At 70.7% G+C, this 12,652-nt stretch carries 9 protein-coding genes and 1 pseudogene; 9 read left to right on the top strand and 1 reads right to left on the bottom strand.

Annotation, left to right across the window (positions count from 1 at the left end; translation table 11 throughout):
* The first annotated feature begins 82 nt into the window (after positions 1-82).
* The 3 genes from ACIQMV_RS21520 (at position 83) to ACIQMV_RS21510 (ending at position 3,156) form a co-directional block, all read left to right on the top strand.
* Complete coding sequence (locus tag ACIQMV_RS21520) at positions 83-1,012, top strand: carbamate kinase (protein WP_141365033.1); 930 nt, start codon at positions 83-85, stop codon at positions 1,010-1,012.
* A gap of 97 nt (positions 1,013-1,109) precedes the next feature.
* Positions 1,110-1,889 (top strand): ankyrin repeat domain-containing protein, encoded by a 780-nt coding sequence (locus ACIQMV_RS21515; protein WP_402594712.1) that lies wholly within the window; start codon positions 1,110-1,112, stop codon positions 1,887-1,889.
* Between the two features lie 49 nt (positions 1,890-1,938).
* Complete coding sequence (locus ACIQMV_RS21510; protein WP_402594710.1) at positions 1,939-3,156, top strand: MFS transporter; 1,218 nt, start codon at positions 1,939-1,941, stop codon at positions 3,154-3,156.
* Between the two features lie 221 nt (positions 3,157-3,377).
* Here the strand turns inward: ACIQMV_RS21510 and ACIQMV_RS21505 are convergent, their stop codons facing one another.
* Positions 3,378-4,847, bottom strand: coding sequence for an MFS transporter (locus tag ACIQMV_RS21505; protein WP_402594708.1), 1,470 nt, complete (start codon positions 4,845-4,847; stop codon positions 3,378-3,380).
* 392 nt (positions 4,848-5,239) lie between these two features.
* Here ACIQMV_RS21505 and ACIQMV_RS21500 point away from each other — a divergent pair, with 392 nt between their 5' ends.
* From ACIQMV_RS21500 to ACIQMV_RS21475, 6 genes and pseudogenes are all read left to right on the top strand, one after another.
* Entirely contained in the window at positions 5,240-5,464 is a 225-nt protein-coding gene (locus ACIQMV_RS21500; protein WP_402594706.1) for a hypothetical protein, read from the top strand.
* A gap of 475 nt (positions 5,465-5,939) precedes the next feature.
* A pseudogene (locus ACIQMV_RS21495) lies at positions 5,940-7,085 on the top strand (NADP-dependent malic enzyme); the annotation flags it as partial.
* A gap of 255 nt (positions 7,086-7,340) precedes the next feature.
* Complete coding sequence (locus tag ACIQMV_RS21490; RefSeq protein WP_402594704.1) at positions 7,341-8,756, top strand: MFS transporter; 1,416 nt, start codon at positions 7,341-7,343, stop codon at positions 8,754-8,756.
* Positions 8,757-8,812: 56 nt separating this feature from the next.
* The gene (locus ACIQMV_RS21485) at positions 8,813-10,228 is read left to right on the top strand and encodes a M24 family metallopeptidase (protein ID WP_402594702.1); all 1,416 of its coding nucleotides are present in this window, start codon (positions 8,813-8,815) and stop codon (positions 10,226-10,228) included.
* 48 nt (positions 10,229-10,276) lie between these two features.
* Complete coding sequence (locus ACIQMV_RS21480) at positions 10,277-11,176, top strand: ABC transporter substrate-binding protein (RefSeq protein WP_402594700.1); 900 nt, start codon at positions 10,277-10,279, stop codon at positions 11,174-11,176.
* Between the two features lie 362 nt (positions 11,177-11,538).
* Positions 11,539-12,639 carry a helix-turn-helix domain-containing protein gene (locus tag ACIQMV_RS21475; RefSeq protein WP_402594698.1) on the top strand — a complete coding sequence of 367 codons (1,101 nt, stop codon included), beginning with the start codon at positions 11,539-11,541 and terminating at the stop codon, positions 12,637-12,639.
* The last annotated feature ends 13 nt before the right edge of the window (positions 12,640-12,652 follow it).

Genomic DNA, 12,652 nt, shown 5'->3' with positions numbered 1-12,652 from the left:
GCCCAAAAGGTATACCATCTGGTCTTGCTGTGGAACGTTGGGCATGTTGTCCGCCCAGCGAGTCAAGGAGAGGGGAACGAGCATGCGAGTCGTCGTGGCACTGGGTGGGAACGCCCTGGCGCGTCGTGGAGAGCCGATGACGGCCGACCGGCTGCGCACCAATGTGAAGTCGACCTGCGAGGCCCTGGCAGGCCTCGCCCGCGAGCACGAGGTAGTCATCACACACGGGAACGGGCCGCAGGTCGGCCTGCTCGCGCTGCAGAACCTGGCCTACCAGGACGTCGCCGCCTACCCCCTGGACATCCTGGGGGCGGAGACGCAGGGCATGATCGGCTATGTCATCCAGCAGGAACTGTCCAACGCGCTCGCCGGCGAGCGCGAGGTGGCGGCCGTGCTCACCACGACGGTGGTCGACGAGGAAGACCCGGCTTTCGAGCGGCCGACCAAGCTCATCGGCCCGACCTACTCGGCCCAGGACGCTGCCGAGGCGGCCGCGGAGTACCGGTGGACGATCGCGCGTGACGGCGGTTCCTTCCGCCGTGTCGTGCCCTCGCCCAACCCGCTCCGGGTGGTCCAGGCGCCGGTCGTGCGCCTGCTGTTGGAGAACCAGCGGCTCGTGGTCTGCGTCGGCGGCGGCGGGGTGCCGGTGAGGATCGACGGCAAGGGCCGCGAGATCGGCATGCAGGCCGTGGTCGACAAGGACCTCGCCAGCGCGGCGCTGGCCGCCGAACTGGAGGCCGACACCCTCGTCATGCTGACGGACGGCGACTACGTCAGCGAGAACTGGGGCACCCCGCAGCAGCGGGACATCAAGACCGCGTCCGCCGAAGCCATTTCCCAACTCCCCTTCGCCGAGGGGTCGATGCAGCCCAAGATCGACGCCGCGATCCACGTCGCGAGGGCCGGCGGACGTGCCCTCATCGGGCCGCTGGACCGGCTCGACGACCTGCTGGCCCGCAAGGTCGGCACCGAGATCCGCGCGGACGTCGACGCCGGCATCGTCTACGTGTGACGGGGGCCGCTCCTGCGGCCGCAGCGGTTCCCCGGCCGGCGACGGGCCGTGTGCGGGGACCGCTGTCCCATTGGCAAAGGAAACGGAGGGCCCGCACATGGCCGACACTCCACGCGACAAGATCTCCTCGGCCGGCCGGTGGACGGCCCGCGCGCTGGCGGCGGGCGCCGCGGCGCTGACCCTTGCCGCCTGCTCGGCGACAACGGACTCCGTGCCGCCGAGCAGTACCTCGACGCCTCCGGTTCCGGCCCCGGCGACGAGCCGGTCACCCAGCACCGTGAGCAGTGAGGAAGCGACCGCGCAGCTCCTCGCGGCGGTGGGGGACAACAACACGAGCTCCGCGGCCAGGGCCATCAGGGCCGGCGCGAACCTCGAAGCGCGCGACGGCCAGGGACGGACGCCGCTTGTCGTGGCCACCAAGGCCAACCACGTCAAGCTGGCCCGCCTGCTGCTGGAGTCCGGCGCGGATCCCAACGCGAAGGACAAGATCCAGGACTCCGCCTTCCTGTACGCCGGGGCGGAGGGACTCGACGAGATCCTCAAACTCACCCTCGAGCACGGTGCCGACGTGCGCAGCACCAATCGCTACGGCGGGACCGCTCTGATCCCCGCCGGCGAACACGGACACGTCGAGACCGTCCGGATCCTCCTGGCGGCCGGTGTGCCCGTCAACCACGTCAACAACCTGTCGTGGACCGCCCTGCACGAAGCGATCGTGCTCGGAAACGGCTCCCGGGACCACGTCACGGTGGTCAGGCTGCTCCTCGCGGCGGGCGCGGACCCGTCGATCCCCGACAAACAGGGAGTCCTGCCCCGCGACCTCGCGGCACGGCGCGGCTACCAGGAGATCGTGAAGGAGATCGACCGGGCGTCCTGACAAGGGGAGGCAGCGTGAACGGCAGAGCGAACGGCCTACCATCTACGGAATGTTGAAGCAACAAGGTGACGGTTCCGCCTGCCGGGAAGAGGTACCGGTGTGGCGCGTGCCAGGGATGCGACCCCTGCTGGCCTCGACGGCGCTGGGCTTCGCCGGCCTGGCGTTGCTGATGCCGGTCGCCCCCCTGTGGGCCCTCGAGGGCGGGGCGGACGAACTGGGCGCGGGCCTGGTCAACACCGTGCTGATGCTCTTCACGGTGATCGCCCAGCTGCTGGTCGGGCGGATCCTCCAACGCCTCGGCTGGCAGAGGTCACTGGCCCTCGGCTCGTGCCTGCTCGGACTCCCCGCCCTGGGGCATCTGGCCACCAGCCAGGCGGCAGCCGTCATGGGCCTCGCGGCGGTGCGGGGCCTCGGGTTCGGGATCCTCACCGTGTGCGGTGCCACCGGAGTGGCCGCGCTCGTCGAACCCGCCCGCCGCGGCCGGGCGGTCGGCGCTTACGGGCTCGCCATCGCGGCCCCTCAGTGCCTGCTCATCCCGGTCGCGCCCTGGCTGGCCGAACGCGTCGGATTCTGGCTGGTGTTCACGTGCGCGGCCGTGCCGCTGCTCGCCATCCCGCTGGCACCGCGCGTGGCTCGCGCCCTGCACGACAGCGGCGACATATCCACCGCACCCGCCGAAGCGCGGGACACGAGCCGGCTGCGCCGCGTCCTGATCGGTCCGATCGCGGCGCTGCTCGCCATCACCGCGGCCGGCGGCGCCATCCTCACCTTCACCCCCCGCCTGCTGTCCGACCCGGTCGCCGTCTACCTCGCGCTCCTGGCGTTCACCGCTACGGCCGCGCTGAGCCGATGGGGGTTCGGACACGTCGCGGACCGCAGGGGCGCCGCCCCGGCGATCGCCCCGCTGCTGATCGCCGGCGCTGCCGGGCTCGCCGTGATCGGCGCGGGCACGGCGGGCCGGGCCGGTGCGGCCGGGCCGGTTCTGGTCGTGGCCGGCATGCTCGTCGTGGGCGTCGCCTACGGCGGCCTGCAGAACCTGACGCTGGTGCAGGCCTTCGCCGCCGCCGGCGAGCGGGCCCGCTCCTCCGTCAGCGTCGCCTGGAACGTCGGCTTCGACGCCGGTACCGGGCTCGGCGCCTTCGCCGCGGGAGCGGTCGTCACCGTGAGTTCCTACACGGTCGCGTACGCGGTTCTCGCCGCCGCCACCGCTCTTGTGGGCGCCTGCTGGGCGGGCGCATGGTGGCGGAGTCGCGGCGCGGGACGCTGAGCCTCGTCCCGAACGGCTCGATGGCCCGACGCCCTCACGCGACGGAGAGCCGGGGGCGACGTGCCCGGCCTTACGCGGCGGGAACCGCGGTCGGCGTGCGGCGGGAACCGCGGTCGGCGTGCCCGGCCTTACGCGGCGGGAATCTCGGTCGGTGTGGCCGGCCTTACGCGGCGGGAACCGCGGTCGGCGTGCGGCGGGAACCTCGGTCGGCGTGCCCGGCCTTACGCGGCGGGAACCTCGGTCGGTGCGCCCGGCCTCGTGCGGCGGGACGACCTGGCGCCCGCCAGGGCGGCCGTAGCGGCGGCCGCCAGCAGCAGCACGGCCAGGGGAACCCAGATCGCCGTGGTGAAGCCGTGCACCGCAGCGGCCCGTGTGCCGCCGTGAAACGCCGCGGCGGCACTGGCGGCCACGGTGTTGAAGGCGGCCGAGCCGATGGAACCCCCCATCTGCTGAGCGGAGTTGACCGAGGCCGAGGCGATCCCCGAGTCCTGGGCCGGCACGTCGGCGGTGGCGCTGGTCATGATGGCCAGGAAGCTGCCGCCGTTGCCGACGCTGAACGTGACCAGCGCGGGGAGGACGTTCGCGGCGTAACTGGAGTCCGGCGTCAGCAGCGTGAACTGGAACAGCCCGCAGGCGGCGAGGGAAAGGCCCGCCGTCATCATGACGCGGGGGCCGAACCTGGGCAGCAGGCGCGTGCCGAGCTGGGTGGCGGTCGCGGTGGTGACGACGCTGATGGGCAGGAAGCCCAGTCCGCTCGCCACCGCGGACCAGCCCAGCACGGTCTGCAAGTAGTAGGTGAGGAAGAGCGAGATGGACAGCTGCGCCATCATCAGGGCGCCACCGGCCAGCAGCGCGGCGACGCGGCGGCGGTCGCGCAGCAGCCGCGGCGGCAGCAGCGGGGTGGCGGCACGGGTCTGCCACCAGGCGAACGCCATGAGCAGCGCCATTCCCCCGGCCAGTGCCCCGAGCACGGACGGCGAGGTCCAGCCCTGGGCCTCGGCCCGGCTGCAGCCGTACACCACGGTCGTCAGCCCGCCACAGCCCAGTACGGCCCCGGCGACATCGACACGTCCGGACGGGCGCCGCGCCCGGTCGCGGGGTGTCCATATGCTGCCGAGCAGCGCCAGAAGGGCGATGGGCACATTGACCAGCAGGCACCAGCGCCAGCCCGCCCACTGGGTGAGCAGCCCGCCGAGCACCACTCCGAGGGAGCCTCCGGCGCCGCCGAGAGCGCCGAAGACGGCGATGGCCTTACGACGCTCACGCGGGTCGGTGAAGGTGGTGGCGACCAGGGCGAGCGCCGAGGCGGCGAGCAGGGCCGCGAAGGCGCCTTGCACGGCCCGAGCGGCGAACAGGACCTGAGCGGTGGGCGCGACGCCTCCGGCGGCGGAGGCCAGCGCGAAGCCCAGCAGCCCCGACATGAACACCCGCTTGCGCCCCGCGTGGTCGGCGATGCGCCCGGCGAGCAGGAGCAGCCCGCCGAACGCGACGGTGTACGAGGTGACCACCCACGGCCGGTCCCCGTCCGCCATCCCCAACTGCCTCTGCATGGACGGCAGCGCCACGTTCACGATGGTGCTGTCCAGCAGGATCATCAACTGCGCCAGTCCGAGGACGCACAGCGCCCACCAGCGCCGGGGGTCGGGAAGCTGTGGCTGAGGAACGGGGATCGGGGTCGGTGTGGGCCGCATGCCTTTCTGTATACCAAAAAAGCAGAATGGGATACCAAACGGAGCGGTGTGAGTCCGGTAGTGAGGGTGTCCAGGCCGCGGCGGACTTCGAGGATGTCGCCGTCGTGGGCGTCGTCGGGCCGTTCGGTCGGCTCGCCCCAGGAGGGAAGTCGCCGGCCGGCGGGTCCAACCGATGATCTGTTCCTGTGGCTACCCGCTGACAGTGTCGACGGGAGAGGCTCGCTCAATTTTCTCCCTCCCACCCCTTCTCGAAGTCATCAGATGACTGCTAATTATGTCACCAGAGGCCCGGTAGTGGGCCTCGTCACAGCCCGACCCCTCACGCCCCCGGGTTGTCCCATGCCTCGGCTCCTCTCCGAGGCCTGAGCGTCCTCTGAAGGAGGTCGGCTCCTATGCACAGATCGGATCCTGTCAACCCGGACACCGGCGACATGTCCGCCAACTCGGCCGGCGCTGCGGCGGTTGATGTGGTGGACGACGGTTCGTCTCCAGCGGGTTCGGCGGTCGGCCGGGCGCTGGGCTCGATCGGTTTCAAGCGGCACCGGCACCTGCGAGGCGGTCCTCAACGGCGCCGCGCCCGACGCCACGGCATCGGCACCGGAGTACACCTGCCCTGACCCGGGGCGGACCCAGCGGGCACCGACCCGCATGGGCCGGGCGGCGGTCCGGGGGGACGGATCAACGCCGCCCGACCCGGTGAACGGATCTCATGGCGGCGGCCCGCCCGCCGCCATGAGACCACACACATGGCGAACGGACGCCGCGAGGCATCACCCACCCACACTGCGGCCAGTACAACTCGCTGATCCCGCACGGCCGTCACCACCACTGACCGGGCCGTGCCGCGGACCCCTGACCGGCCGGCGGTCACCAGCGGGTTTCTCCAGGCCTCCACCGCGGCCGAGCGGCCCGTCTCCCGAGGCCACCTCGACGTCAGGCGTCACCGCCAACCACATCGCACCACAACCCGAGTCGTCAGGGGACCCACGGCGGAATGTCGCCATGACGACTGCGACAAAGGAGCAGAAAACAGTGTCAGCGGAGAATCCTCTCAACGACGGCGACGTCGCCGGGAGCGAAGCACAACTCATCGATGCGGCCCTCGCGTTGCACCGCGGCGGAAAGATGGCCGTCGAACCGACCGTGCCGGTGCGGGACAAGGACGACCTGTCCCTGGCCTACACACCGGGCGTGGCCAAGGTGTGCTCCGTGATCGCGGAACAGCCCGAGCTCGTCCACGATTACACCTGGAAGTCCCAGGTGGTGGCGGTGGTCACGGACGGCAGCGCGGTGCTCGGGCTCGGCGACATCGGGCCGGAGGCTTCGCTGCCAGTGATGGAGGGCAAGTCCATCCTCTTCAGGCAGTTCGGCGGGGTGAACGCGGTGCCCATCGCGCTGGACTGCCGGGAGGTCGACGAGATCGTCGAGACCGTCGCCCGGCTCGCGCCGTCCTTCGGCGGGGTGAACCTGGAGGACATCTCCGCCCCCCGCTGCTTCGAGGTCGAGCGCAGGCTTCAGGAGCGCCTGGACATTCCGATCTTCCACGACGACCAGCACGGCACGGCGGTCGTCACGCTCGCCGCACTCCGCAACGCGGCGAAGCTGACGGGGCGTTCGCTCGGCGAGCTGCGAGCCGTGATCTCCGGTGCGGGCGCGGCAGGAGTCGCCATCGCCAGGATCCTGGTCGAGGCCGGCATCGGCGATGTCGCGGTGTGCGACCGCAAGGGCATCATCGGCCACGACCGCGAGGACCTGACCGACGTCAAGCGCGAGATGGCGGGTCTCACCAACAAGGCGGGACTGTCCGGCCCCCTGGCGAACGCACTCAAGGGCGCCGATGTCTTCATCGGCGTCTCGGGCGGCACCGTGCCCGAGCCCGCGGTCGCGTCGATGGCGAAGGACTGCCTGATCTTCGCCATGGCCAACCCGGACCCGGAGATCCACCCGGCTGTGGCGCACCGGTACGCCGCCGTGGTGGCCACCGGCCGCAGCGACTTCCCGAACCAGATCAACAACGTGCTGGCCTTCCCGGGCATCTTCGCGGGCGCCCTTCAGGTGCGCGCCTCGCGGATCACCGAGGGGATGAAGCTGGCGGCAGCCGAGGCGCTGGCCGCGGTCGTGGCCGACGAACTGAGCGCGGACAAGGTGATCCCGTCGCCGTTCGACGAGCGGGTCGCGCCGGCGGTCACCGCGGCGGTCGCCGAGGCGGCCCGCGCGGAGGGCGTCGCCAGGAGGTAGGCCTCCGGCCCGACGAACCACCACTTCGGCTCCACCCCACCAGCCCCACCACATCGGTTTCACACAAACGCACAGGCAGGACAACTGTCCTGGCGTCCGGACGCTACGGCACCTCAGGGCGGTCACGCCGACCGCGGACCACCCGCCGAAGCCCCTCATCGCGAACACGTCGATCAGAACGCTGCTAGCCCTCATCATCCCGACGCCGTGATCCACACCGCGCCGGGGTTTGGCCCGACCTTCACGGAGCCTCACATGAGCATGGAAAGCTACGACACCACGGCACCCTCGCAGGGGGGCCTCTCCGCGGTGATGGAGCGCATCGGCTGGACCCGCGCCCACTGGGCAGTGGTGATCATGGTCCTCGCCGGGATGTTCTTCGACGCGCTGGAGCAGGACACCACCGGAGCGATCACCGAAGGCCTCAAGGCCAGTTTCGGGATGGACACATCCGATCTGGCGTTCCTGAACACCATCATGATCATCGGCGGTCTCGTCGGCCGGCTCGGCACCGGATACCTTGCCGACCGCAAGGGCCGGCGGTACGCGCTCTCGTTCAACCTGTTGCTGTACACCCTCGGCGGACTCCTCAGCGCCGCGGCGCCGAACCAGTTCCTGCTCGAGGTGTCACGGTTCATCGTGGGGATCGGACTCGGTGGCGAGTTCACCGTCGGCCTGGCGCTCGTGGCCGAGATGGTCTCCACGAAGTACCGGGGCACGGTGGCCGCGTCGCTGAACATCGGCTCCGGCGGCGTGGGCAACTTCGTCGCCTTCGGCCTCTTCCTGGTCGTCCTCGGCCCCCTCAACGACACGCTCGGCGGCACCTCGATGAGCTGGCGCTGGCTCTACGTGCTCCTCGCCGTGCCCGCGCTGCTGGTCGTCTTCATCCGCAGATACATGCCCGAGTCCCCGCGGTTCCTGCTGTCGAAGGGCCGAGTGGACGAGGCCAACGCGGCCCTGACCGTCATGGCCTCGGGCCGGCTGACCCGCACGCCGCAGGGCCCTCCGACGCCGTACCTCACCGAGGCGGACGTCCCGGACGTCGTCGGCGAGTCGGTGCCGCTCAAGTCGTTGCTCTCCAGCACCTCGCTGAAGCGCACCGCCGCGATCGGGGCCGCGTCCTGGATGTCCTTCGGCGGCCAGATCACCCTGCTCGTGCTGATGCCCACGATCCTGGTCTCCCAGGGCTACAGCATCAGCGACAGCCTGGCGTTCACGATGACGATGAACTTCGGCAGCCTGCTCGGTGCCTGTGCCGCGGCCTACTGCGCGCAGCGGCTCGGCCGGCGGACCACGGTCATCGGGGCCGCCGTACTCGGCTGCGCGGCAGCCGTGGCGTTCGCGCTCTTCGCGAAGGGCGTCGCGCTGATCCTGATCCTCGGGGCCACCTTCCAGTTCTTCGCGCTGCTGCTCAACAGCACGCTCGCGGCCTGGTCGCCCGAGGTCTACCCGACCGAGGTCCGCGCACTGGGCACCTCGATCGTCAACGGCATCGGCAACGTCTCCGGCGCGGTGATGCCCCTGATCGCGGTTCCGGTCCTTCACGCCTACGGCATGTCCGGCGTCTTCCTGATGCTCGCCTCGATGTACGTCGTGCTGGCGATCTCGGCCCGGTTCGCACCGGAGACGTACCGGCTGTCGCTGGAGCAGATCAACCGCAGCCAGGTCTGACCCATGTGAGCCCACCGCGCTCGACGCCGCTGGAGCCACAACAAGGAAGGAAAGAGATGAGACAGTACAGCGTCCCGGTCGACTACCGTCGCATGGAGTCGCTCCTGCGCGACTTCGAACCCAGCTTCGAGTTCGAACCGGCCGAGCAGATCACCGAAGGCGAGTACGCCGACCGCATCGAACGGATCCGGCGGGACGCCACTGTCGCCGGATACGACGCGACTCTGGTGCACAGCAGTCTGGTGGGCTGGTACCACACGTCCAACCCGTTCCTGCGCTACATCTGCGACTGGATGCGCGAGGGAGTGCTGGTCATACCGACCGACGCCGACCAGCCGCTCGAACTGCTGTCGTTCTGGACCGAGTCGGCCGTCGTACCGCCGGGTGGCGAACCGCTGCTGGTGGGTGAGATCTGGCAGATCTCACCGTTCGGCCGCGAGAGCGTCAACCGGCCCGGTTCGCCCCTCGGCAAGACGGTGGAGGCCTGCGCCGCGGTCCTCCGCCGTCTCGGAGCCGAGGGCGGCCGGATCGGCACCGTGGGCGACGACACCGCACGGACCTTCTGGACCGCGCTCGGCGAGGCCATGCCGACGACCGGCTTCCAGGACGCGACCGACATCGTGCTCAGGATGCAGCGCGTCCGCTCGGCTGCCGAGATCGCGATCATCAGGTCGGCCGGCCAGCTGATCGACATCGGTTACGAGGCCGCCTGCCACGTCACCCGCCCGGGCGTCACCGACTACGAGGTCTACGCGGCCTTCTCCTACGCGCAGATGGCCAGAGGCGGGGAGACCGGCGACGGCTACCAGATCGGCGTCAACCGGTACGGGACGCACTGCGGAAAGCCCTACGGCCACGTCGTACAGAACGGAGACCTGCTCAACCTCTACATCTCCAACGTCACCTATCTCGGCTACTGCGCCCAGGCCGCCCGGATGATGGTGATCGGCTCCGCCACGGCGAAGCAGGAGGAAGTGCTCGAGATGACGGTCGACGCCGTTCGCCGTGCCGAGCAACTCATCAAGCCGGGCGTCAAGTTCAGCGACCTCCACGACGCGGCGTTCGACGCCTACGTCGAGCGCGGCTACCTGGCCTCCAAGGAGACCAGGACGATGCCGTTCAACTGGGAGGCCATGCCGGACGGTTCCCCCCGGCGCGTGCGGCGCGAATACGTGCCGGACGCGGACTGGGAGGCCCAGGGCCGCCGGCTGATGCACGTCTATCCCGCGGCTCCGGGGCCGCACAACCCGAACCTCGGTCACGCCATCGGGATGCCGAAGCTGCCGCAGTACAACGTGGCGTCCCACAACACCGACCGGATGGAACCGGGGATGGTCTTCGTCCTCCACGCGCAGTGGGTCGACCCGCTCGTCGCTGGCTCCAACCTCGGTGACCTCTACGTCGTGACGAACGATGGCTTCGAGAACCTCACCTGCCGCACCAGTGTCGAACCGTACCGGGTCACCGCGTAGTTCGGCCCGCCACTCCCCGCACACCAACAACCAACACGGAGCGAATCAGTGGAAATCCTGAACGTCAGCGCGACCGCCCACGGCTCCAACTACCTGCCCGAGTACGTCGCCCGCGAGCACGGCATCTTCGCCGACCACGGGCTGAAGGTTCCCTCCCAGCCGCGCAGCCCGTGGGACGGTGTCATGCACGACCTCGCGGACGGCACCGCGGACGTCGCGCTCGGCGGCCTGTGGGTGCCGGCGATGTACGCGGGCAACGGCCGTGACTTCGTGGCGGTCTGCCAGCTGAACGACCGCTTCCCGATGAGCATCGTGACCCGGGAACCGATCGCGGGCTTCGAGCTGTCCTGGTTCACCGGCAAGACCGTTCTCGCGCCGGGGCAGGGAGGCACCGCGCCGGCGGAGTTCACCCGAGGACTGATGCGTGAGGCCGGGCTCGATCCGTGGCGGACGCGCTTCGCGCACGACCTGTCCACGCAGATGCTGCGTGAGCTGTTCCTCGGCGGGCTGGGCGACGCGTTCATCGCCGACCTCGGCACCGCCACCGAACTGGAGCACGCCGGTCAGGGCCACATCGTCTACCGGCACGCGGAGCGCGGCGGGCGGATGCCGAACAGCGTCTACTACGTCCTGCGGGAACGTCTGGAGGAACTCACCCCGAAGCTCATCCCGTTCGTCCGGTCGATCGACCGGGCCATGGGTCTGCTGCGTACCGGGGAAGCCGGCGACCTGGGTTCGCTGTTCAGCAGCGAGTGGCCCGGAGCGGACCCCAAGGTCCTCGCCGAGGTCACCGCGGAACTGGTGGAGAACGGGACCTGGGCCACGGTCCGGGTGGACCGTGACGCCTGCGACCGGTGGACAGGGATCCTGCACGACGCCGGACTGACGTCGGCGCCGGTCGCCTACGAGTCGATCGTGGACACCCGGGCGATGGACGCGGTCGCGTAAGAAGCAGCCGGATCCGGGGGCGGGGGGCTGTGCCGGGCCGGCCGCGGCCGGGACGGCGGACGGCACCGCCGGGTGCGGAACGGACGTTCCGCACCCGGCGGTCGTCGGTGCGTTCTCTGTGTGGTGTCGGCCGTTTCACGGTCCTGCTCCTGTGCGACCCAGCCGGGCGGCGGGCTGCCCGGTCCGGGTGGATACCCTGACCACCGTCAACGACGAAGCAGGACAACAGGGGTGGGGCGGGACACTGTGGTGACGGGCAAGGAACCAGGCAGGGCGTTCGCTGGAATCGCCGGCGGGACGCCGGCCGGAGCGGATCGCCCTGGTGCGGCGAGTTCCGGGAACGCCCCGACAAGGGCCGGGCGGTGAGAACCGACGGCGAACATCCGCCGGGCGGCGCCTTTGCCGGACCGGACCCCACGGACGCGTCCCTGCTCACCCAACTCGGCCTGAGCCCCCGGGAGAGCGCCGTCTACCGGCTCCTTGTCGACCGGCCCGACAGTGATCCCGACGCGCTGGCAGACCTGTCGACGGGGCGGCCCGCCGAGGTGGCGCGCGCCCTCGACATCCTGGTCGAGCGCGGCCTGGCCAACGCCGACCGCACCGACGAGAGCCCCCCGCGCTACCGCGCCGCCTCGCCGGTGCTCGCCCTCGGCCCGCTCCTCGAATCCCGCCGCACCGCCCTGCACCGCGTCGAATCCCTCGTCGCCGACCTCGCCGAGCGGCACCGCTCCGCCCAGGCCCATGCCACGGGCGCGCCCATCGAGGTGCTGTCGGGTGCCGCGGCGATCCGGCGCAGACTCCTGCTGATGCAGGGCCAGGCCGTCGGCGAGGTGTGCACCATGCTGCCGCTGCGACGGGTGCCCGCGGTCCTCACCTTCGAGGACAACCACAACGAGGTCGAGCACGAGATGGCCCGGCGCGGGGTCGTCATGCGCAGCGTCATCGAGCGTGACTGGCTCGAAAGTCCCGAAACCGCTTCCGCGTTGGCCTCCTACGTGGCCGAGGGCCAGCACATCGTCGTCGCCGACAAGGTGCCCGTCAAGCTGATCATCGTCGACAGGCGCATCGCCCTGCTGCCCCTCGACCCGGAGCGCGAGGGCGAACCCGTGGCGCTCGTCGTGCACCGCACCGGGCTGCTCACCGCGCTCGGTTCGCTCTTCGACGAGTACTTCGAGAAGGGCTGGCGGCTGCGCGCCTCCGGCACCGGCACCGGCCCGGAGGGTCCCGGCAAGTCCCCGCTCGACGCCGTCGACCGGCAGATCGTCGCCCTGCTGCACGTCGGCCTCACCGACGCGGCCATCGCCCGCCAGCTCGGCATGGGCCACCGTACCGTCCAACGCCGCCTGCACGCCCTCATGGTGGAGGTCGGCGCCGCCACCCGCTTCCAACTGGGCTGGCACGCCGCCCGGTCCGGCTGGCTGGACGAGACATCCGCGAATCCACCGGAATCCCACCACGGTTGAGGCGCGTTTGCGC

Source organism: Streptomyces sp. NPDC091412, assembly GCF_044756885.1.
GTDB lineage: Bacteria > Actinomycetota > Actinomycetes > Streptomycetales > Streptomycetaceae > Streptomyces.
The sequence above is the reverse complement of the archived record's forward strand: the minus strand, read 5'-3'. Positions and strand labels throughout refer to the sequence as shown.

Bases quoted from the DNA above. Each gene is read 5' to 3' on its own strand.
- ACIQMV_RS21520 (WP_141365033.1), top strand. From the start codon at position 83: ATGCGAGTCGTCGTGGCACTGGGTGGGAACGCCCTGGCGCGTCGTGGA.
- ACIQMV_RS21500 (WP_402594706.1), top strand. From the start codon at position 5,240: ATGCACAGATCGGATCCTGTCAACCCGGACACCGGCGACATGTCCGCC.
- ACIQMV_RS21515 (WP_402594712.1), top strand. From the start codon at position 1,110: ATGGCCGACACTCCACGCGACAAGATCTCCTCGGCCGGCCGGTGGACG.
- ACIQMV_RS21510 (WP_402594710.1), top strand. From the start codon at position 1,939: ATGTTGAAGCAACAAGGTGACGGTTCCGCCTGCCGGGAAGAGGTACCG.
- ACIQMV_RS21505 (WP_402594708.1), bottom strand. From the start codon at position 4,847: ATGCGGCCCACACCGACCCCGATCCCCGTTCCTCAGCCACAGCTTCCC.
- ACIQMV_RS21490 (WP_402594704.1), top strand. From the start codon at position 7,341: ATGAGCATGGAAAGCTACGACACCACGGCACCCTCGCAGGGGGGCCTC.
- ACIQMV_RS21485 (WP_402594702.1), top strand. From the start codon at position 8,813: ATGAGACAGTACAGCGTCCCGGTCGACTACCGTCGCATGGAGTCGCTC.